21 protein-coding genes are annotated in these 21,051 nt (G+C 70.7%); 4 read left to right on the plus strand and 17 right to left on the minus strand.

The genetic code is table 11. The features are described 5' to 3' along the window. Nucleotide 1: 1 nt before the first annotated feature. From ACFPZN_RS03515 to ACFPZN_RS03585, 15 genes are all read right to left on the minus strand, one after another. Nucleotides 2-1,165 carry a cytochrome P450 gene (locus ACFPZN_RS03515; RefSeq protein ID WP_378280058.1) on the minus strand — a complete coding sequence of 388 codons (1,164 nt, stop codon included), beginning with the start codon at nucleotides 1,163-1,165 and terminating at the stop codon, nucleotides 2-4. Further along, the gene (locus ACFPZN_RS03520) at nucleotides 1,162-2,025 is read right to left on the minus strand and encodes an SDR family NAD(P)-dependent oxidoreductase (protein ID WP_378280060.1); all 864 of its coding nucleotides are present in this window, start codon (nucleotides 2,023-2,025) and stop codon (nucleotides 1,162-1,164) included. The genes ACFPZN_RS03515 and ACFPZN_RS03520 overlap by 4 nt, the downstream gene beginning before the upstream one ends. Then, entirely contained in the window at nucleotides 2,022-2,732 is a 711-nt protein-coding gene (locus tag ACFPZN_RS03525; protein ID WP_378280062.1) for a C1 family peptidase, read from the minus strand. The genes ACFPZN_RS03520 and ACFPZN_RS03525 overlap by 4 nt, the downstream gene beginning before the upstream one ends. Next, nucleotides 2,729-3,544 (minus strand): phytanoyl-CoA dioxygenase family protein, encoded by an 816-nt coding sequence (locus ACFPZN_RS03530; protein ID WP_378280064.1) that lies wholly within the window; start codon nucleotides 3,542-3,544, stop codon nucleotides 2,729-2,731. The genes ACFPZN_RS03525 and ACFPZN_RS03530 overlap by 4 nt, the downstream gene beginning before the upstream one ends. Continuing rightward, nucleotides 3,541-4,218, minus strand: a complete 678-nt coding sequence (locus ACFPZN_RS03535) for a TfuA-like protein (protein ID WP_378280066.1) — start codon at nucleotides 4,216-4,218, stop codon at nucleotides 3,541-3,543. The genes ACFPZN_RS03530 and ACFPZN_RS03535 overlap by 4 nt, the downstream gene beginning before the upstream one ends. After that, nucleotides 4,218-5,570, minus strand: coding sequence for a YcaO-like family protein (locus ACFPZN_RS03540; protein WP_378280067.1), 1,353 nt, complete (start codon nucleotides 5,568-5,570; stop codon nucleotides 4,218-4,220). Before ACFPZN_RS03540 ends, ACFPZN_RS03535 begins: the two co-directional genes overlap by 1 nt. After that, on the minus strand, nucleotides 5,567-6,796 hold the full coding sequence (locus ACFPZN_RS03545; protein ID WP_378280069.1) for a 50S ribosomal protein L11 methyltransferase: 1,230 nt from the start codon (nucleotides 6,794-6,796) through the stop codon (nucleotides 5,567-5,569). The genes ACFPZN_RS03540 and ACFPZN_RS03545 overlap by 4 nt, the downstream gene beginning before the upstream one ends. Beyond that, nucleotides 6,793-7,389 (minus strand): flavoprotein, encoded by a 597-nt coding sequence (locus tag ACFPZN_RS03550; protein WP_378280072.1) that lies wholly within the window; start codon nucleotides 7,387-7,389, stop codon nucleotides 6,793-6,795. Before ACFPZN_RS03550 ends, ACFPZN_RS03545 begins: the two co-directional genes overlap by 4 nt. After that, complete coding sequence (locus tag ACFPZN_RS03555) at nucleotides 7,386-8,258, minus strand: hypothetical protein (protein WP_378280073.1); 873 nt, start codon at nucleotides 8,256-8,258, stop codon at nucleotides 7,386-7,388. Before ACFPZN_RS03555 ends, ACFPZN_RS03550 begins: the two co-directional genes overlap by 4 nt. Further along, on the minus strand, nucleotides 8,255-9,241 hold the full coding sequence (locus tag ACFPZN_RS03560; protein WP_378280074.1) for a T3SS effector HopA1 family protein: 987 nt from the start codon (nucleotides 9,239-9,241) through the stop codon (nucleotides 8,255-8,257). Before ACFPZN_RS03560 ends, ACFPZN_RS03555 begins: the two co-directional genes overlap by 4 nt. Then, on the minus strand, nucleotides 9,238-10,335 hold the full coding sequence (locus ACFPZN_RS03565) for a phosphotransferase (RefSeq protein ID WP_378280075.1): 1,098 nt from the start codon (nucleotides 10,333-10,335) through the stop codon (nucleotides 9,238-9,240). Before ACFPZN_RS03565 ends, ACFPZN_RS03560 begins: the two co-directional genes overlap by 4 nt. A 12-nt stretch (nucleotides 10,336-10,347) precedes the next feature. Next, complete coding sequence (tvaA, locus tag ACFPZN_RS03570; RefSeq protein ID WP_378280077.1) at nucleotides 10,348-10,599, minus strand: thioviridamide family RiPP peptide; 252 nt, start codon at nucleotides 10,597-10,599, stop codon at nucleotides 10,348-10,350. Nucleotides 10,600-10,752: 153 nt separating this feature from the next. After that, entirely contained in the window at nucleotides 10,753-11,523 is a 771-nt protein-coding gene (locus ACFPZN_RS03575) for a hypothetical protein (protein ID WP_378280079.1), read from the minus strand. Between the two features lie 152 nt (nucleotides 11,524-11,675). Continuing rightward, nucleotides 11,676-12,647 carry a helix-turn-helix domain-containing protein gene (locus tag ACFPZN_RS03580; RefSeq protein WP_378280081.1) on the minus strand — a complete coding sequence of 324 codons (972 nt, stop codon included), beginning with the start codon at nucleotides 12,645-12,647 and terminating at the stop codon, nucleotides 11,676-11,678. 853 nt (nucleotides 12,648-13,500) lie between these two features. Beyond that, complete coding sequence (locus ACFPZN_RS03585; RefSeq protein ID WP_378280082.1) at nucleotides 13,501-13,983, minus strand: ATP-binding protein; 483 nt, start codon at nucleotides 13,981-13,983, stop codon at nucleotides 13,501-13,503. Between the two features lie 336 nt (nucleotides 13,984-14,319). Here ACFPZN_RS03585 and ACFPZN_RS03590 point away from each other — a divergent pair, with 336 nt between their 5' ends. The 3 genes from ACFPZN_RS03590 to ACFPZN_RS03600 all read left to right on the plus strand — a co-directional run bounded on the left by ACFPZN_RS03590 (nucleotide 14,320) and on the right by ACFPZN_RS03600 (nucleotide 17,296). Beyond that, nucleotides 14,320-15,576, plus strand: a complete 1,257-nt coding sequence (locus ACFPZN_RS03590) for a serine hydrolase domain-containing protein (protein WP_378280084.1) — start codon at nucleotides 14,320-14,322, stop codon at nucleotides 15,574-15,576. Between the two features lie 620 nt (nucleotides 15,577-16,196). Beyond that, entirely contained in the window at nucleotides 16,197-16,958 is a 762-nt protein-coding gene (locus ACFPZN_RS03595) for a hypothetical protein (protein ID WP_378280086.1), read from the plus strand. After that, nucleotides 16,955-17,296, plus strand: coding sequence for a winged helix-turn-helix domain-containing protein (locus ACFPZN_RS03600; protein WP_378280088.1), 342 nt, complete (start codon nucleotides 16,955-16,957; stop codon nucleotides 17,294-17,296). Before ACFPZN_RS03595 ends, ACFPZN_RS03600 begins: the two co-directional genes overlap by 4 nt. A 298-nt stretch (nucleotides 17,297-17,594) precedes the next feature. Here ACFPZN_RS03600 and ACFPZN_RS03605 read toward each other — a convergent pair whose 3' ends face one another. Then, nucleotides 17,595-18,287, minus strand: a complete 693-nt coding sequence (locus ACFPZN_RS03605; protein ID WP_378280090.1) for an SDR family NAD(P)-dependent oxidoreductase — start codon at nucleotides 18,285-18,287, stop codon at nucleotides 17,595-17,597. A gap of 138 nt (nucleotides 18,288-18,425) precedes the next feature. After that, a complete protein-coding gene (locus tag ACFPZN_RS03610) occupies nucleotides 18,426-19,175 on the minus strand; it encodes an enoyl-CoA hydratase/isomerase family protein (RefSeq protein ID WP_378280092.1) in 750 nt (249 codons plus the stop codon). A gap of 907 nt (nucleotides 19,176-20,082) precedes the next feature. On the opposite strand from ACFPZN_RS03610, the gene ACFPZN_RS03615 reads away from it, so the two are divergent. Further along, entirely contained in the window at nucleotides 20,083-21,042 is a 960-nt protein-coding gene (locus tag ACFPZN_RS03615; protein WP_378280094.1) for a DUF5996 family protein, read from the plus strand. The last annotated feature ends 9 nt before the right edge of the window (nucleotides 21,043-21,051 follow it).

The raw sequence follows: 21,051 nt of genomic DNA on the forward strand, positions 1-21,051 counted from the left end.
CCTAGAGAACAACGGGCAGGGCGTTCGGCGTCCGGTAGATCTTGCCGTGGAAGTACGGCTCCGGAGCCGACGGATCGAGCCGCAGGCCCGGCAGGACGTCCAGGACCCGGTTCACCAGTGCGACGACCTCGAACCTGGCCAGGTGCATCCCCAGGCACAGGTGCGGCCCGTGCCCGTAGGTCACGTGCTGCAGCCCGTCGCGGTGCATGTCGAAGACGTCCGGATCGGCGAACCGCGCCGGGTCCCGGTTGGCGGCGAGGAAGGACGTGTACACCACCGCACCGGCGGGCACCGTGACCCGGCCCAGGGTCGTCGGCCGCCGGGCGATCCGCAGCCCGCCGGCCACGGCGGGTTCCCAGCGCATCACTTCCTCCATCGCCCTCGGCAGCAGCGACCGGTCCGCTCGTACCTCGTCCAGCAGCGCCGGGCGCTGCAACAGGGTCAGCAGCAGGCTCGCCGCGGCCCGGTGGGTCGTCTCGATGCCCGCCGGGATCAGCAGCAGCAGGAACGACACCAGCTCTTCGGTGCTCAACCGGCGGGGTGCCCGGATCGCGAGCAGGTCGCCCAGCAGGTCCGGCCCGCCCCGGTGTGTCGTGACGAGCTCGGCGAAGTATCCGGCCAGTTCCGTCCGCGCCTCGGCCACCTCCCGCCACTCCGAGGACACGTCGATCAGCCGCAGGGCCAGCGCGCAGAACTTCTCCATGTCCGCCTCGGGCACGCCGAGCAGCCCGCCGATCACGCGCACCGGCACCCACGAGGTCAGGTCGGCCAGCAGCTCCGCTCGTCCGGTGAGCCTGCCGACCCCGGCGGTGACGACCGAGTCCACCAGCTCCCGGTAGCGGCGGCCGACGACCGACGACCGCAGCAGCGGCGCGATCAGGCCCCGGTACTCGGAGTGCTCGGGCGGATCGAGTTCCAGCATCGTCCGCCCCGCGAACATGCGCATCTGCGGCGCGTACGCGAGGTTGGAGAACCGCGCCGGATCACCCATCACCTCGCGCACCAGCGCATGCGTGAACACGTAGAACTGCCGGGACGCGGGGGATTCGCCGGTGGCGGGCACGTCGACGGCCGCGACCGGGGTCCCGGCGCGCACCTCGGCGATCAGCGGGTGGATGTCCTGGTGGAAGAGGTCCGCGCCGAGGAACCGCTCCAGCGCCGTCATGTGCCGACTCTCGGGTGCGCCGGGCCGAGCCGGTCATTACCGAGCGCCCGTTCAGTGGCCTCCCACAGTCGCCGCGCCAGCGTGGGATCCCGCCAGCGTTTGAGGCTCCGCACCCGTTTCGTGCCGTTGAACAACGCCCCCGGGTGGTTCACCCCGTCCTCGCCGGTCGCGAGATCGGCCAGGGCCAGGGCGGCGGTCTCGACCGGTTGGAACAGGAAGGGGAACGCCCGGCGGAACGTGCGGTACGGCAGTGATCCGGAGGCGAAGGTGGTCCGCACCATGCCCGGGTGGCAGCACGTCGGGACCGGTCCGGCCGGACCGGTGAGGCCGGCGAGGTGCACCGCGACCAACGCGTTGGCCTGTTTGGACGCCTTGTAGGCACCCCAGCCCGCGCGGCGGCTGCGCGTGCGGTTGAGATCCTCGGGGTCCAGTCCCTCGGCCAGCAGCGAGCCTGTCTGCACGACCCGGCCGCCTGGGCGCGCCGACAGCAGATCCCACACCAGGCCGGTCAGCAGAAACGGCGCCAGATGGTTGACCTGGTTGGTGATCTCGTGTCCATCCCCGGTGAGCTCCCAGCGCGTGGTGTGCACGCCCGCGTTGCTGACCAGGACGTCGATCCCCGGATAGTCCCCGTGCAGGACGCGGGACAGCTCCTCCACGTCGTCAAGGCGCGTGAAGTCCGCGCGCACCGGGCGCGAGGGCGTCGGCGCGACCTCGTCGACCGCGCGGGAGGCCGCGAGCAGGCGTTCCTCGTCGCGGCCGACGAGCACCACGTGGAGGCCCCGCCTGCCGAGTTCCAGGGCGGTCGCCGCGCCGATGCCGGCGCTGGCGCCGGTGACCACCGCAACCGTGTCCGTCATGTGCTCTCCCAGGGGGCTGTTTCGACCGTCCAATGGTGTTCCGTCTGGCCCGCGAGCACGTACCGGTACGGCAGCCAGGCGTGCCCCGTCTCGCCCCAGCCTGTGCCCCAGCTGTTGCGGACGCGCAGGGCACCGCGCCGGTCGTCGTATCCGACGGCGAGGACAACGTGCCGGGCGTGGTGCTCGGCGCCGGGTGGCAACTCGGGGATCTCCCCGGTCTCGCCCGCCGGGGCCTGCACCGGGTTCAGCGGGTAGTCCACCGTCACCGGTGCCCCCGCCGCGAGGTGCTCGCGGACGCGTTCCAGGCGGGCTCGCCCGGAGGTGCCCGCGCCGTCGAGCCTGCGGTAGCCGATGCCCCGGTATGCCTTGGCTTGGACGAAGGCGTGCGCGTCCGGCATCCGGTCGATCGCCGCCGCCGTGAACGGCCAGCCGGCCTCGTCGGGGATGCCGAACCGCCGCCACGCCGCCAGGCACCAGTCCACCCGCGAGCCCTCGCCCCGGATGAAGTCACCGACGATCCGCGAGGTGAAGTAGTTGAACAGCACCGACGGGCGCCGCACCGCCCCGGTGAGCCGATGCGTGTGGAAGGCCGCCAGCGTCGCCGTGACCGCCGCCGCGCACGTCGGGTACCACTGGTGGTCCTCGACGGGCGGGAACGCGGCGGGGTCCAGGGCGACGCGCTCTGGGAGACCGGCGCCGGCGATCATCGGCCGACCGCGGCGAAGTGCTTGTCCCGCACCAGGACCGCTTCGTGGAAGCGGCGCAGGCCGGCCGCGCCGTACTCGCTGTCCGGCGGTTCCTCCAGCGCGAAGGAGCCCGGCGTGGCGCTGCCGCGAACGAGCAGGGCGCTGTCGGGCGCGGGGAGTTGCCGCAGTGCCGGGCTGATGTAGTCGATGGCGAAGCACACGCGGTCGGTCGTCGCCGTGCTCGGGCCGGAGGAGTGGACCGTCGTGGGCGTGTGCAGCGACGCCTCGCCCGGCGCCAGCAGTACGTCGACGCCGGCGGCCTCGTCGATGTCCATGTCCACCTCCAGCCCGTACGGCCCGCCGCTCGCCCGGTGCGGCACGAGCTCGCTGTTGTGCGGGCCGGGCAGGAAACGCATCGTGCCGTTCTCCCGCGTGGTGCCGGTGAGCGCCAGCCACACCCGCACCGCGTTGCCGCGCGGGTTGGTCCAGCCGTAGTGCAGGGCGTCCTGGTGCCAGGCGAGCCGTCCGGCGCCGCCCGCCGGGCGGGTGAACACGGTCGTGGACCACACCAGGACGTCCGGGCCGATGATCCCGGTGACCATGTCGAGCAGCCGCTCGTCACGCACCAGCCTGTCCGCCCACGGCGCCAGCAGGTGGAGCTTCGGCGAGTTCCACCGCTGCGCGACCCGGCCGCCGACCCGGCGGGAGATCTGCTCGTGCCTGCGCACGGCGGCCAGCAGTTCGGCGGCCTCCTCCGGACGCAGCACCGGCACCGGGAAGGCGTAGCCGTCGGCCAGCAGGCGTTCGCGCAGGTCCTGCGCCGCACCGGTCATCCGCGCACCCCTGAGGGGGCCTGTCCGGCCGTGAGATCCGCGCCCATCCGCTCCAGCAACAGCAGTGCGTCCGCGCGTTTGGTGTCCGGTGCGCTCGTGCGCAGGTACGCGGCCAGCGCGTCCACCTCGTCGGCGGCGAACTCCCGCCGCAGCTCGTACAGCACGGCGGCGGCGGTCCGCCTCGGGAAGTACATCTCCTTGGCCACGCGCAGGAACCGCTCTCCCAGCTCCGGGGTCGCCGCGTCCGCGCGCACCGCCGCCGCGATCGCGAACCGCAGGTTGATCAACGGCTCGGACACAGGTTCCAGCGTCTCGGCCGAGTAGGTGATGGCCACCTCATCGTCCTCGTCGGTTTCCCCGGAACGGAAGGCCTCGAAGATCGCGCCGATGCCGACCATGCCGTACGGGGCGCACTCCACCCCGCGCAGCGCGCCCATGCTGGAGGATCCGTAGACCGCCACGCCGGCGTCCAGCGCGCGCAGGATCTCCTTGGGGGAGATGGACAGCGACTGGAAGAACCGGCCGTCGACGATGCCGATCAGGTCCGGCCGCCGGGGCCGTGCCAGCAGCCGGTCCACGTCGCCCTTGCCGACCGGCGGCAGGTACTCGGCGTCGAGCACCCGCGCCGCGTCCGCGTGACTCAGGCTGGTACCGCAGAACACCACCGCGCGCATCAGACCCCCCTCCCCGCGGCCGCCTCGGCCGGGCGGGCCAGGCCGGTGACGGTCTCGTTCCACAGCCGGGCCGCCCGCGCGCCCAGCCTGCTGTGGTCCACCGACCAGGACTCCAGACCGGGGACGATCACTCTGGCCACCGAGGCGGGCACCGTCGGCGGGGACAGGTCCACCACGATGGCCCGGTCGAGTCCGCAGGCCACCAGCCGGTCGAGCAGCAACCGCAGGTCGGCGGTGACGTCGCCGGAGGGGTGACTGGGCACGTCGGCCGCGGTGGTGAGCACGTCGGTCGGCTCCCACCACCAGCCGGACTTGTTGATGGTGGCGGCCCGGTGCACGTGTTGCAGGTGCTTGGGGACCTCCTCGTCGGGGGTGCTGATGTCCTCGCGCATGGCCTGGATGTCCACCGCCCGGCTCTGCGCGCACTCGGTCAGCGCGCGGATCATCGCCACCTCGACGTCGGGGTGCGTGCCGAATCCGCCGTGCCCCTGCGCCTCCAAGGTCGGGCCGAAGGTGTCCACCGTGGCGCACCAGACGCTGGGCACGCCCAGCTCCGAGGTGATGTCCACCATCCGCACCTCGACGCCGGCGGCGCGGAAGCGGGCCGCCACCTCGGCCACCGCGGGTGGCAGCCGGTCCATGTCGAAGTGCGGGTGCCGGGACCGCATCGCCGCGGTCACCGCCTCGGGCTGGCGGGGCACCGATGTCCCGGTCCGCAGCACGCCTTCCAGGTAGGTGGTCACCAGTTCGGCCAGGGTCATCGAGTCGCGTTCGATCAGCTCGCACAGCGCGTGGGTGACCGCCTCCTCCAGGGTGTTGCCGGAGGCGAGGCCGTTCGTGGAGGCGATGTGATAGACCGGCGACTCGTGGTATTGGTCGCTGTAGGTGGTGCCGTGCATGGCGACCATCACAGGCTCCCGCCTGACGAGGTCGTAGCCGGTCAACCAGGACACCGGCAGGTCGTCGTGGTAGCGCGCGTGCAGCCTGGTGTTGCAGTCGGCCGGGTTGAGCACCGCGGTGCCGCCCTTGACCAGTTCGTTGTAGGAGGCGATGGCGGCGGGCGTGCGCGGCTGCCAGGCGGCGAACCGTTCCACCGCCTCCATCACCGCCGACACCTTGGCGTCCACCGGCCGCAGGCCCTTGCCGTTGTAGACCGAGATCAGGTCGCGCGAGCGGGGCGCGATCGCGTTGTACACAGGGATGCCGATGGAGTCCAGCCAGGTGATGTTGGCGACCCGGGTGACCCCGACGTGCCGCAGGTACGGCCAGATCCGGGCCGCGGTCTCCTCGGTGGCCACTTCGCGGTGCGTGCCGCTGCCGGCGAACTTCGGTGCGTGGTCACGAATCCTCACGCCGTCACCTCCTCCAGCGCCGCCGACCCGGCGAGTTCGACGGCGGCACGGCCGTCGCCGGTGTAGTGGTACGCGAGGGTGACCGCGGTGCCGGGCACCACGTCGACCGGCCGGGGGAAGGCCCACCCGGCGGTGAACCAGTGGCTCTTGGCGCAACCGCCCGCCGGGTCGGTGGACAGGGTCGTGCCCGGGGACAGCCGGGCCTCGAAGTGGATCATCACACCGTTCGCGGCCCCCGCCTGGTCGGCGACCACCTCGGCGGTGCTGGTGAACGCGCGGGCGCGATGGTGCAGGTCCACGTCGAACAGCGGGACCGGCGGGGACAGCCGGGCCCACCGCGCGGCGACGTCCGGCGGCTCGTAGAACCCGGCCACCCGGTCGCGGTCGTGCTCCAGTACCGGCGAGAAGTCCATCCCGTAGCGGGCGTTCCACTCCTCGACGTGCTCGGGCACCACCCGGTGCGCCGCGACGAACTCCGGCGGCAGGCGCACCAGGGTCGCGTAGGCGGTGATCACCTCGGGTACCAGTCGCGCGCCGGGGACGAGCAGGCGCTCGCGGGCGTCCTGCACGGTCTCCCAGATGGCCATGTCCAGCGCGTCGTTGCCGACGATGTCGGTGGTGAGCACGTCGGCCTTCTCCGGCAGGTCGACCGAGGACGACCAGTCGCGCAGGAAGGTGATCCGGTCGGCGAAGCCGTTGCGCTCGGCCACCGCCCGTGCCACGCCGATCGACTGCGCGGGCTCGACGGCGTAGACGAGCCGGGCGCCGGCCTGTGCGGCGGCCACGGCGAGGATGCCCGAGCCGGTGCCCAGGTCCAGCACGACGTCACCGGGCTGGACGACCTCCTTGACCGCGCGCACGAACAGCCGTTTGCGCATCGGGTCGTCCAGCATCCGGATGTTCGGGTAGGCCATGCCGTAGCCGCCCATCGGGAACACCAGGTCGGTGAAGCCCAGCCGGTGCTCGGTGGCCAGCACCCCCGCCGAGACCAGCTGGCTCAGGGTGCTCACCGCCTCGTCCAGTGCCCGCGCACCGGCCAGCCTCGGTGCGAGCAGGCGCAGCGCCTCTCCCACGGTGCGCGATCGCCAGAACACGTCCAGCAACGCCAGCGCGTGCGCGCCGAACTCCGACACCACCCTGCCGTGGTGCACGCGGACGGTGTTGGCACTGTCCAGCTGGACGATCAGGTCCGGTCTCCTCATGAGCACCGTGTCCTTGGTGATCATGGTCGCTCCTCTCCCCAGGGTGTTGCCGTACGGGTGGCGATCAGCGCGCGCACCAGCGGGCCGCGGAAGTCGCCGACCGAGCCCAGCTCCAGTTCGGACGTGCTGGTCGAGATCCCCTCCTTGGGGTCGACGACCTGGTGGCCGTCCGCGACCAGCTGGGCGACGTTGCGCCGGGTGGCGGGCTTGTTCCAGGTGATCTCGCTCATCGACGGCGCCAGGATCACCGGACAGCTCGCGGCGGCCACGACGGCGGTGAGCGTGGTGTCGGCGATACCGTTGGCGATCTTCGCCAGGGTGTTCGCGGTGGCGGGCACCACGAGCACGACGTCGGCGCGCGCGGCGACGCCCACGTGCGACCTGGTGCCCTCGGGCAGGTCGGACCAGCCGGTCACGACCGCGCAGTCGGCGACGGCGGTCAGCGACGCGGGGGTCACGAACCGCTGCGCCACCTCCGACAGCACGACGCAGACGTCGGAGATGCCGAACCGGGTGCGCAACCACATCAGCAGGTGCGCGGTGCCCAGCGCGGCGACCGAACCGCTCACCCCGAGCACGATCCGCGCACCGGACAGGTCGATCTTGTCGCCGTTCACCGGTGCGCCACTCCCGCCGGTCGCAGTTCGGCCCAGCAGCGCTCCACCGAGGGCAGCGCGGCGGCGGCGCCGGCCAGGTCGCCGCCGGCCCATACGCCCTGCGCGTAGTGCTCGACGATCCGGCGCGCGACCGCGTCCCACAGCGGCGGGAGGCCGGCGGGCGCCAGGTCGCGGTAACCGTCGAGGAACGCCTCCACGCGCGCCCGCGCCACCGGTGCCGGGCAGTTCACCAACGCCGCGGCCTCCACGATCTCGGCGAGGAGATGTGCCAGATCCCGCTGCGGGTCGCCGATCCCGGCCTCGCGCCACGCCAGCGGCACCGGGCCGTCCGCGCACGATCCGGCGGACAGCCGGCCGTGGACCAGGGTCGCGGGGCCGGAGGCGGGCGGGCGGGCCGCGGCCGCGGCCAACTCCGGTGCGGTCTCCAGCGGAAGCAGCGCCCGATGCGCCCGCACCTCGGCGGCGACGGCTTCCTCCGCCAGCCAGGCGGGGCCACCGCTGCGGTCGGGCAGGGCGGCGCGCAACTCGTCGGTCAGCGGGGTCCGGTGCACCCTGGCCGCCAGCGCGCCCAGTGCACGCAGGGTCCGCGGCCAGTCTGGGTCGTCCTCGGCGAAGGCGGATGTCAGCATGCGGTCGCTGAGCAGTGCCGGGGACGGCACGGCGGGCCACACCGCCACCGCGGCCGAGTACGCCCACGGCACGTGCGCGCCCGGGAAAGCCTCGCGCAGCAAGGACAACTGTGCCCGGCCGAGGTAGTGCGGGCCGGGACGGTGGAGGCGTTCGACCCATTGGAAGCCCGACCGCGTGCGCAAGCACAGCCGATCAGCGATGGGGCCGCGGATGTCGCGGACGCGCTCGGCGCCGGTCACCGCACCGCCTCCTGGTTCAGGTAGGGCGTGCGCACATCCAGTCCGGCCGCCCGGTACCGGGCGGAGATCGCGCCGAACCGCCCGGCCGGGGTGCGCACGCCGGCGTCGAAGGCGTCCAGCAGCCCTTCGGCCACCAGCAGGCTGCGGTGCTCGCCGAAACTCATGGTCCCCTCGGGGAGGTCTGGATCCTGCGCGAACGACATGCCCCTGGCCAAGCGCAGGGCGAAACGCGGGTAGTCCTCACGCAGGTCCGCCTCGTGCGTGCGCCGCAGGTCGGTGAAGAACTCGCGGTGCCGCTCCCAGTGCGGGCGTTCCAAGTAGACGACGAAGGAGTCCCGGCGCAGCAACGACGCGGGGTTGTTGACCGTCTTCGCCTCGAACGCGATCCGGTGCCGGTTCAGCTCGTCCAGCACCGACTTGAGCAGGGCCGGCGCCACGTCGGGGTTGCCGAGGCAGAAGTAGATCCGCACCAGGTCGGCGCTCTTCGGCCTGCCGACCTCCCCGACCACGCAGTACCAGCCCGGCACCCGGTAGGGATGGTCGGTGCGGAACCGGACGCCGACCACCTGCCCGGTCTGTTCGGCGGGCTCCGACAGTTCATGCCGCCGGGCCAGCAACGCCAGGCCGTCGCGGGCCACCACCGCGTCCGGCCCGCGCAGCTCGGTGACGGTCCAGCCGTCGGACCACTGCCCGAAGCCCTCGGCGGCGCGGGAGAGCCGCTCGGCGTGCTCGCCGTCCTCCAGGTCGTGCACCGCGCGGGCGGCGTGGCCGCCGCCGAGGAACAACCGCGCCGAGGGCTGATCGCCCGCGTGGTAGAGCAGGTACACGGTGCGGCACAGGGGAACCAGCAGCGGCCGGTCGGCCGTGGTCTCCAGGTCCCTGGGCGGGGTGAACGCGCCGAGTTCGCGGTGCCGGAACTTCTCCGGCGACTCCACCACCAGATCGGCGGCGATGGCGCGGAACAGGTCCTCGTGATCGGTCACGGCGCACATCCGGTGGACAGGCGGCCGGCCAGCGTCTCCGGGCGGCGGAGCAGGCCCTCGGCGAGCAGCAGGCACAGGTGCCCGGTGCGGCCGAGCGAGCCGAACAGTTCCAGACGGGCCCCGGCATGCTGCAGCAGCACGAGCCCGGCGTAACGCACGACGGCGCGCACCGCGTCACGCCCGCCGGGCGTGCGGGCGAAGTAGGCGGCGGTGAAATGGTCGGCCGTGCGTATGGCTCCGGCGGGCAGCGCGGGACGGGTGCCGGGACTCGAGCGCAGTGCGTGCACGATGAACTGGGCCACCAGGTAGCCGACGTCGTAGCGCGGGTCGCCGACGGCGGCGAACTCCCAGTCGATGATCCGCACACTCCCGCCTGAGCCGAAGAGCACGTTGTCGTCGCGGAGGTCGAAGTGGACCAGCGAGCGTGCGTCCCAGTTCCGGTGGAGCTCGGCGAAGCAGTCCGAGAGCCGCTGCATGGCGCGGATCCAGACGTCGAACTCCGCACCCACGCCCCGGGAGTACTCCTCGACGGTGAGCAGCGTGGTGCGCGGCGCGGGGACGGTCATCCGCATGTCCGGGTCGGCGAACACCTCGGCCGGCCACGGCGCGTCGTGCAGCCCGGCCAGGGCGGTGGCGAGTGCGTCGATCTGGCCCGGGCCCAGCATGCCCGCGCCCAGCAGGTCGCGCAGGCTGAGGGCGGGGTGGACGGCGTCGTAGGCGCGCACGCGTCCGGGAGCCCCCAGCGGCACCGGGCTGGGCAGGGCCCGCCGGGTCGCCGCCGCCAGCGGGGTGGTGTGCAGGAGGTCCAGGATCTCGGCTTCCCGGTCGCCCGTGCGGTCCAGGTCCTCGTCCGGCCACTTGAGCACGATGTGGCGTCCGTCGGCCAACCCGACCAGCGCGACGGGGCGCCGAGAGACGCAGGGCCGCACCCACGCGACCGGGGCGTCGAACTCCAGCCCGCGCACGCGGTCGGCCACTGCGGAACGATCGGCGGTGTGCTCGGCCGGGGGCTTCGGATGGGCGACCGGACGCCGGGTGTGGAAACCCAGCGCCCGGACCCGCATCCGCTCATCGTGATCGATGGTCGGATTCATGCGAAGGCCAGATCAGCAGTGCACGCCGATGGTGACGGCGAAGCCGATGACGCTCTGCTGCACGCCGCTCGCCGCCGTGACGCTGGCCTTTTCCTCGAGAAACTTCTGCAGTTCCTCATCGCTCAGCCCGGAGATTTCGGCGAACGACAGGTCGACCTCGCCCAGCTCGGCGTTCGCCACGTCGTCGGCCTTGATCTGCCGGACCAGTTCCTCGATGTCGGCCTCGGGAACCGACGCGGTCACCGCATCCTCTTTCTTCTCCATGACTCCCCATTCGGCAGGAGCGCGGCGGTCGCGCTCTCCTGACCAGAGTGTCGCCACACGCGGGAGTCGTCCAGATGATCAGTGGTGACTCTTCTAGGAACCATCGCGAGGGCCCCCGGCGGCTTCCATAAAGGCGGCGGGTCGCCGGATGATTCAGGTCACCTGAGCTCGGATGAATCGTACGGCGGCTGCGGGATCATCCGCCCAGAAATCCACCTGGCGCACTGCTCTGCGGCCGCGCAGACCGAGATCGACCTGGTGCTCACGGTGCAGGGCGACAGAAACGTTGGTCGCCCCCGAGACCTCCAAAATCAGCACTCCCTCGACGACCTCCGCGGACCGCCGCATCGAGCGTTGCCGCCGGGAAATGGTGACGGTCTTGATATCGGCGACCGGCACCCGAACATCCAAGAACGAGCAGTAGCGCAGCCGCAACCGGCGAGGGTCGACGCTGTGCGGGTACTTGTGCATCGTCGCGATCAGCGCGAGCAACCAGATGGCACCCAGCACGCCGAGCACGACCAGCACCAGCCGCAGGAAAACCCACGGCACCGCTGACTCCACCAATACGATCTCCAGCGGACTCAGCACGAACAAGACCCACATCATCGGGCGCAGTCCCCTGCTGTAGTGAATTGCTTCGCCGTCCGCGGGCACATCCCGGCTTCCCCTCACCACAAGCCAGAGCGCCCGGATCATCAGCAGGTCGTGCTTGACCACCGAGGCCGCGAAATCCGGCATCACCATGCGCAGCGAGGCGGCCAGCGCATCGGCGCCGTCCACACCCGCCGCCCGCGCCCGGCGCACCGCCCGCCACAACAGCCAGATCTCGAACAGCACCAGGACCAGCAGCGTTCCCTCGACAACGGCCACGACCAGCAAGCCGGCGCCCAGCCCGACGGCCCCGGAGAGCAGCAGGACCACTTCTGCCACGATGACGACCGGGACGATCCACTTCGTCGCCCTGGCCAGGCCCGGCTGGTCCCGTCCGCTTCGCACAACACCCGCTCTTTCTCTGTGAATATCTGGGTCATATGTTTCTCGCTACAATTTCCGGACGCGACTCAATGGTCCACCTACCGCGTTGACGCGTCCCCAGGTATCGACGGTGAAGCCGTCTCCGGTCGCCACGGGCGATTCGGCAGGGCACTGGCCGCCAACCTGATCTCCTCCGGCGAAGCCCAGCCGACCTGCTCGGCCTGGACGCCGCCCGCACCGCCCACCAGGGAGTGCAAAAGCTCAGCGGCTTTCCCGGGGGCGAGGCAGCCGAGCGTGATGCTCAGCGGATCGAAGCGAGCGTGCACCATGGTCAGCCGCTCGCGACTGGTGATCGCCACGCTGCTGCCGCCCGAGCCGGGCAGCAACGGGATGACCTGCTCGTCGTCCACCGCACCGTCCAGCACGACCAGCGTCCTGCTGCCGTGCAACAGCGAGCGGAACAGGGCGGCGCACTCCCGCACGTCCTCGGGTACCCGGTGCGGCTCAACACCCAGCGCCGTCACGAACCCACGCAACACGGCGGCGGGTTCCACCCGCCGCCCCCCGCCACCCAGGTCGGCGAACAGCGTGCCGTCCGGAAACTGCTCGGTCTCCTCGGCCGCCCAGCGCAGCACCAGCGCGGTCTTGCCGATCCCCGTCGGGCCGTGCACCGCCAGGATCGGCACTCCGGCATCCACCGCCCGACGGCTGCGCAGCCAGGCCCGCGCCCTGGCCAGCTCCGCCTCCCGCCCGACGAACCGGTAAGGTCCGGCCGGCAGCTGACGGGGCCGGGGCCAGCGGCCGCGCGTCTGCTGCGCCCGCTCGACCAGCGCCGCCAGTTCGCTGTCCGGGCCCAGGACCTCGTCGCACTGCTCGGCCAGCCGTAGCGTGAGCACCTTCTCCCCACGCTCGATCTTGCTCAGGTAGGTGTGGCTGTAATGGGTGCGCCGCGCCAGTTCACGAAGTGAGATGTTGCGTCGTAGCCGGGCACTGCGCAACTCGGTGCCCAGTGACCGGCAACAGGCCATGACCTCGTCGTCGAGGGCGCTCGACCGTGTTGGCGTCTCCATACGAAATCTTCTTCCCCCAGATGAGATCGTGTGGTTGAGCGGGAGAGCATGTAAGGACATGCGCGACGGCCGTTTGGCCGTCGCACTGCGCTTTTCTCGGAGCCCACCCACCGCTACCGCAAATTTCAGAACACCGATTGGTGCGCCCCAGGAACGGATCTTCCGAGAAGCGGCAAGAGCCTACGTCCGACCCCCATGGCGATCATCTGCAACGCATCCGCGAGAGGTGCACACTCGGGCATAAGGATCTCCGGTTGCCGTTCTCGGGGCACGCCGGGTTTCATGCAACAAGAGGAAGCAGCCCCGCCCAACCACCGACGATGCGGGCCGACGCGATGAACTCCGTATGACGAAAAGGCAGACCAAGCAAGCACAAAAGCGGCCGTAGATCTCGGGGAAGCCTGACCTGGACCCCGCGAACACAGGCCAAATATCGAGATCTACCGTTTTCAACAAAGAAATGGAATTCTCAAGAGACAGTTGATCCCCTGCTGACATCGACAGGACGTGCTCGCAACACGCTCCTGAGAAATATTGACTTCATCGGAACAGTGCGGAAACTCACCCGCCCCTGGGCAGTGGCGGCAGCTTGAGGGGAAGTCACTGAAGCCTCGCCGCGAAACTCAATCCTCCGAGTGTCTGCACTGAAAATTCAGTCTCGGGGGCATGGTGCGGATAGTTCAGGTGTTGCTGAACAAAGGCTTGGATGCTCCACTCCCCTTCCGTCCTCACAGACGGACGCGGACCCCGCGAACGCCCTTCCACCGTTTTCTAATCTGCCGGGCATGGCCGCGCCAGGACAGATACCGGGCATTGAGCGGCCCTCCCGCCTCCAGGCACCGGGTGTGCCGGTCTAGTCACGTGGCCGGGCTCCTGAGTGGCCCCACCGGCTCATGTCTTTCAGCGGCGTCGGGGTCCAGATGTCACGCTGGGTGGGCGGGGTTCCAGGCGCGGTGATCCCGTTCAGTGGCGACTCCTGCAGCCGTACCTTCACCCCAGTCGGGCGGCGAGTCGTCCCGCCACGTGGTGGCCCAGGTTCGTGGCGCGAGCGAACAGGGGTTCGTCCCGCCCGGGTGTCGACGCAGGCCATCGCCGCGGGCGCCATGCCGATGCCGCGGTCGACGACCGCGATGTGATGGCCGGACGGGTCCATCCGCGTCCACACTTCCACCGGCGAGCCGGGTGGCGAGAAGGCGAGCGCGTTCTCGATCAGTTCGGCGAGCAGGTGGGAGATCTCCGCGGTCGTTCCGCCCTTGAGCCGGGCGGGGTCTCCACGCCGCAGCTCGAGCCGTTTGCAGTCCTCGACCTCCGCGAACGCGCTCCGGAGCTGGGCCACTTGACACGGTCGGTCGCCTTGCGTTCCAGCAAATCGGAGTAGGCAGGCTGAGCACCCGCGTTCACGAAGCGCAGGGGAATACTTCCCTGGGGGCCATAGCCCCTCACCCTTCCAGGGGTCAGAGCCTCCACCAAACCCGGGGCGCCCCGGGCATGGACCGCAGCGGTCAGTGCTGAGGGCATGGTGCCGCCGGCTTCGGAGGCCATCGCGGAGTCGGCAACCCCCGATTCTGGCTGCAGACCCGGTCACAGCCGGGTCACAGCTTTGGGCACCGTGGTGTGACTCCTCAGTCGCTAGAAAGTTTGCGGCGATGGATCATCACGGAAGGAGAAGGCCGTGGCCAGGGAACTTCGGACTGATGACGGAGGATCGGACCGGCGTTCGCTGTTGCGGGGCGCAGCCGTGGTGGCCGGTGCCGCCGTGGCCGCGCCGCTGCTGGGCGAGGCGGCCACGGCCCAAGCCGGCGGCGGTGGACGGCTCGGCCACGCCGACACGGCGCCCGGCCAGATCCCGCCGGACACCCGTCCCGGCGGCGCCTACGACCGGTACATCGCAAAGCTGGCCGCCGAGGACAAGTTCTCCGGAGTGGTACTGCTGTCGCACCGGGGCCGGACGGTGCTGTCGCGCAGCTACGGCATGGCCGACAAGGAGAAGGGGATCCGTAACCACGAAGGTGCCGCGTTCAACCTCTACGGGGGGCCGTTCGTCAGCCTGTCCATCGTGCAGCTGGCGCAGCGGGGCAAGGTGAAGCTGTGGGACACGGTGGGCACCTACCTGACCGGTTTCGCCAAGGAGATCGCTGAGCAGGTGCGCGTCCACCACCTGCTCATGGGCACCTCCGGGTTGTCCTTTCCGGAGCACGACCACCAGCGCATCTTCCACAGCGAGCAGGAGCAGCACGAGTACTACCGGCAGTACACCCGGCAGGCGAAGCTGGTCGCCTCCCCCGGCGCGGGTTCGGACAAACCCGGCTGGGGTGCTGATATCACCGTGCAGATCGTCGAGGCCGTGACCGGCATGACGTTCTGGGACTACGTGCACGAGCACATCTTCGAGCGCTGCGGCATGACCGGCTCGGCGTACTACACCAGGCCGCAGTGGCTGGCCGACGAGCACATCGCGCACTCGTACATGAAACAGGCCGACGGCAGCCGGGTGGACGCCGTCCGCAACCTGGACAAGGACACCTCGAGCCCGGGCATAGCGGGCCAGAACAATGCCCGCAACTTCGTCCCGGACGGCGGGTTCGTCACCGCACCGGACATGGTCCGGTTCGCGGAAGCGTTGTACGACGGCACCGTCCTCGCCCGGGTCTGGGCCGACGTGTTCACCTCGGTCAAGGCCCCCAACTTCCGAGGCTCCCCGGGGTTCAGCACCTACGGGTCGACAGCCCACATCGTCGAAGGCCAGTGGGAACTCGCGCGCAGTGGCACCTACCCCGGCAGCTCCACCCACTGGAGCATCTACCCGGACACAGGGTGGGTCGGCGTCGTCCTCAGCAACTACGACGGCGTACCGATGCAGGAGATCATCGGACAGCAGAGGCAGGCCATCACCGGGGCTTCACCCGGCGACGGCGACGGAGGCGGCTGACGCGCGGCCACAGCATGGCTGACCCGCAGTAAGAGGCCCGGGCTGGTAAATCCACCGGCTCGGGCCGGGTTGATTCCGCGGCCGGGCAACCAGATCGCCCGACGAATCATCGTCTCCGGCAGCGGCATCGGTGATCCTCATGCCCGGCGCCGACCCGGCGAACCATGGCTGATCGCCACGGTGTCCGGTGTCGGCGGCGCCGAGCGCCGGCTGGCGCCGCTGCTGGCCGGAATCGCCAGCGCGAGGGTCTCCGCGGTCAGGGGCAGCCGGCCTGGTCGCGGCAGCGTGGCGGCGCACGAGCCGCCCGGCGGGCGCGGCGCGCCCCTTGAGGTTCGTGCGCGCGACGCGCGTGGCCAGCTTGTCGGCTACCGCATCGACGTGACCGATGGCGATGGGGTCAGCAGGTGGGGCGGAAGCGGACGGACGAGTTCGGGTCTGCGGCGGCCGACGGGACGGGTACGGGCATCGCGGCTCTGTCGCGGTGCGCTGCGCTTGCTGCACGCCCGCTTGCGTGGGCCCTCGTCTATGACTCGCGCCGCCCGGGGCTTCGCCCGGTTCTCTTGACGGGAGAGTACTCGCTGATGCAAAGTTGTTTTCAGAAGCGAGACTCTGGAGGAGTCGTGGACCCACAATCCCCCGGCGGGATGCTCGACGAGGTGGCCAGGCTGCGGCGGCTCACCCGCGCCCAGGCACGCGGGGCGGCCGTCCCGCTAGCGATCTTCGGACTACTGACGCTGGTCTCGATCCTGCTGTACTCCCATCCGTTCCAGGCCATGCAGCTGCATCCGGACGGCAGCGGCTCCAGCAAGCCCGGCTCGATGAGCGGCTATGCGGGGCTGAACGGGGTCGACCGGTCGGCAACCCTCTCGATCGCGTTCTGGGTGATCACCGGGCCGCTGAGCTACCTGGCGTGCGCCTGGTGGTACCGGCGGCGGGCCGCACGGGTCGGCCTCACCATGCGATGGCGGCCCTGGGTCTACGTGGGCACGCCGTTGTTCGCCGTCTTCCTGTTCGCCGTGTTCGCCCAGGGCCACAGCCTGCCCAATTCGCCCCCGTTCGACTTCGCGGGGGGCCCGGTGGTCAGTCCGCTGCTGGCGATCGCGGCCGGATTGCTGATCCTGGCCAGGGTCGAGCGGAGCCCGGGCGTCGCGGTCACCGCCCTCGCCTACGGCGGCCTCTGCATCATCATGAACGGCTACGGCCTCGGCCAGATCCCCCCGTGGATCATGCCGCCCTACGGCGGCATGATCGATGGGCTGATCAACCCGGCGCCGAACCTGATCCTGCTGGCCTTCGTCCTGCTGATCGGCGCGCTAGCCGTCCATCTTCGGGCCCGGGCACGGCTTCGTTCGGCCATGGCCGCAGCCCAGAGCCCGGCATGAGCGAGCCTGCCGGCCCTGAGACACCGCACCCGACGCAGGGCCTCAACGACACCGTCCACCACCGCACCCGGCTCGGCATCATGGCGGTGCTGCACGAGACCGACCGCGCCGAGTTCGGCTACCTGCGCGACACCCTGAACCTCACCGACGGGAATCTCTCCCGCCACCTGCGCACGCTGGAGCAGGCAGGCTACATCGAGATCCACAAGGGCTACCACGGGCGCCGCCCCCGTACCTGGCTCAGCCTGACCACCGAGGGTTCCCGCGCACTCGCCGAGGAACTGGCCGCCCTGCGCGACCTGGTCGCCCGGCTCGACGGCACCACAGACAGCAAATGAGCGTGGCCGACGTCCATGAACGCCTGTCCGGGAACCTCCATCAGCCCCGACCACCTGGCCGCAGGCAAGTTCCACGCCGCCTCGATAGGGGGAAACGGACGTTGGCATGTACGGCCGGCATCGACACGAACGTCCGGCGCCGCCGACCTTCCACGGCAAGCCGCATCATCCCGGGTGCCGACAAAGCCACCGATGTGATCACGGCGGCCTGCCAGGACACAGTGTTGGCCGCAGCAGTCAGGGCTGCCCCCAACACACCTTGCGAAGTCCTGGTCGCAGCCGTGCGTGCACGGAGTCCTCACGATTCGACGTCGACGCCCGTGACGAACCGTGCCTGCGGGGAGCAGAGGAAGGCCGCGGCCTCAGCAATGTCGTGCGGGATCCCGGTGTGGCCGACCGGGATCTTCGCGATGAGCTTCTGCTGGGCCCGCCGGTTCATCGAGGCCGGCATCGGCGTGTCGATCAGCCCGGGTGCGATCGCGTTCGCCGTGATGCCGTGCCGGGCGCCCTCCAGTGCGACGGTCCGGGTCAGCCCGACGATTCCGGCTTGGCGACGTGGCCGAAGTTCCCGCGCCAGGTCATCGAGGACGGCGAGAGCACCCGGCCGTAGCACTGCTCCTTCATGATCGGCAGTACGACGCGGATGCCGTAGAAGGCACCGGCGAGGCCGGTGTCGACGACGGCGCCGGTCCTCGTCGGAGATGTCCTCGGCCCGGTTGTCACGGATGACCGGCGTTGTTGACCAGAATGTCGATCGCCCCAGTTCCGTCACGGTACGCCGTATCCACTGCTGGACCTGTGCGGAGGACCTCACGTCGACGGTGGCCGCATGGGCGCGCACCCCGTGGTCCCGCGCGATCTCCTCGGCGACTGCGTCGGCGTCGGCCAGCGGGACACTCGGCCCCTCGGCGGCGAAACGCTCGGCCATCGCATTGCCGAGTTCCCGCGCGGCGCCGCTGATGAAGGCGACCTGGTCAGCGAACCTGGGCATGGCATCCCCTCCGGCCGGTGAAGAACCTCTCGACGTTCTCGGCGACACTCGAGTCGTCCCAGTGCCGGGCGAACACGTCCAGTTCCGCCTGAAGGGCCTCGCGGACCGGCAGGCCTTTGGGGCCACCCCGGCGGCGCGTCAGTTCGGCGGCGGCCGTTCTGGCCTTGTCACGCACATCCACCGCGTGCAGCCATCCCGAGTTCGCGAACCGTTCGGCCGGTATGGATGGCGGTCAGGATGAGCCACCGACCCCGCGGGGCAGCCGGACGCTCGATGCGGCTGCGGGCACGAGCCCGTTGCGGACGATGCGATGACGATGTCACATGCCGGCGCGAGTTCGATCCCACCGGCGACGGCGTGCCTGTGCAGCGCCGCCATTACGGGTTTCGGGCACCGTGCGAGCTCCGTGACGCACGCGGACACCTCGGCCAGGAAGTCGACCGGCCTTCCCCCGTTCCGTTCGATCGCGAGCAGATGCCGCGGATCGGCTCCTGCGCAGAACCCGGCCGCGGAGGCCAGCACACGGGTGCGAGGGTCGCCGATCGCGGCACGCACTGCCTTACGCAGCGTCCGGACAAGTTCGCCGTCCATGGCGTTGCGGCGCTCCGGGCGGTTGAGGATCAGCCGGCGTAGGGGGCCTTCCTGTTCGGTCAGCACCGTCCGGGCCGCGCACAGCAGTCGGCGTCGCACCTTTCCGCTGGGCGTCTTCGGCAGCCCGTCCACGAACCGGATGCTCCGTGGATACGCGTGCGCGGCGTGGCGTTCCTTGACGAACTGGCGGAGTTCGTCGGCGAGACCGGCGCGGGGAGGATGCCCCCGGGCGGGTGACGACCATCGCCTCGATGACCTCTTCCCCGTACCTCGTCGGGCACGGTGAACACGGCGCACTGCGCGAGGACGGACTCCACCTCGAACGGGCCAATGTGTACCTGGCCATGATGATCACATCGTCGTCCCGTGCGGAGAAGGCGAACGCGCTCTCGGTGTCACCGCGCCAGATGTCGCCGGTGACGTACCAGGGTTCGCCGCCCGCGAACCTGCCACCGGAGTCGGGGTCGCCGACGCAGGCCGCGCCCTGCTGTCAGCCGGACTGCCCACCAGGGCCATCCTGCCCCGCGGCGGCACGGCGCCGCTGTTGGACCCGCATCCCTCGCTGCTCGCCTCCCTGGACCGCGAACTCGACAGGCTGGACATCAAGATCGACTGCAAGCGCCGCGCCGGGGACACGCTCGTCTGCCGGAACCGTGGTGCTCACCGGAGTGCGGGTGCGGAGGATGAACGCGGTCATGGAGCCGTGGGTGCGAACCTGCCGCCGTGAACGCGCCCTTTGCAGTGGCCCGGATGCGTCCGATACCCGGCTCACCCCGTACCACGAGTCCGGAACCCGTACCGTCCGCCGCCCGAGCATCGCCCCTCATCGAGAGGTGGACGACAGATCGACCGGCCGATCCAGCGGGGGCAGCGGCGCCCTACGCTCGGCACGTGAGCCACCCCGCACGCGCCGCCGTGCTCGAGGAGAAGACGGTTCCTTCGTCTGGATCGGCGTCCAGGTCGGGCCCCGTCCCGACGACGAGGTCCTGGTCCGCCTACTCGTGACCGGCGTCTACGTCACCGACGCCCCGATGCGCAGGGGACTGATGTCGGTCCCGTTGCGGGTCGTCGTCGGGGCCCGCGCCGCCGCCCAGCGTTGGCGCACGAGAGGGCGCAGTTCACGATGACCGGAGAAGCCCGTCCGCGGGGACATGAACACCACGACCGCCACCCTCTCGTGGCGCCGCGAAGGACGTGATAACCGATGACCAGCCCTGCCACGACGAGCTGGCCGAGCCTGCGGGTCTCGGACTGGACCCCCACCCGCGACACCCTGCACATGTGGACCCAGATCGTGGGCAAGATCCGCATGGCCCACACTCCGCTGGTCAACCACTGGTGGCAGGTGACCCTGTACGTCAGCCCGCGCGGGTTGACGACGTCGGCCATCCCGCACCGCACAGGCGCCTTCGAGATCGAGTTCGACTTCGTCGGCCACCGGCTCGAGGTCCGCAGCAGCGACAGCGGCACGCGGAGCCTCCCGCTCCGGCCGATGCCGGTCGCCGAGTTCTACACCCGGATCCTGGACACGCTCGACCAGCTCGGGATCGAGGCACCGATCCGGCCGCACCCCAACGAGGTCGAGCCGGCGATCCCCTTCGCCGAGGACCACGTCCACGCCTCCTACGACGGCGAGGCGGCCGCCCTGTTCTGGCGACAGTTGCTGCAGGCGAACCGGGTGATCGGCGAGTTCCGGTCGCACTTCGTCGGCAAGGTCAGTCCGGTGCACTTCTTCTGGGGAGGGATGGACCTCGCCTGTACCCGCTTCTCCGGGCGGGCGGCTCCGCCGCACCCTGGTGGAGCACCCAACTGCGGGGACTGGGTCATGGTCGAGGGCTACTCCCGGGAACTGTCCAGCTGCGGGTTCTGGCCCGGCGGTGGAGAGGAAGGCGCCTTCTACTCCTACGCCTACCCCGAACCCGATGGGTTCGCCGATCAGCCGATCGGCCCCGAAGGGGCCTACTTCAGCACCGAGTTCCAGCAGTTCCTGCTGCCCTACGAGGCCGCCCGCGCCGCACCCGACCCCGACCGCGCGGTCGCCGAGTTCCTCCACACCACCTATGAAGCCGCCGCGAACCGCGGACACTGGGACCGCTCCGCGCTGGAAGACAACCCCTTCCGGTGGCATCGAACCCCTGCACCTCAAGGTAACAAGGATGCCTGACCGGGCCGG

Origin of the sequence: Actinomadura rugatobispora (genome assembly GCF_042656285.1) — a bacterium.
GTDB lineage: Bacteria > Actinomycetota > Actinomycetes > Streptosporangiales > Streptosporangiaceae > Spirillospora > Spirillospora rugatobispora.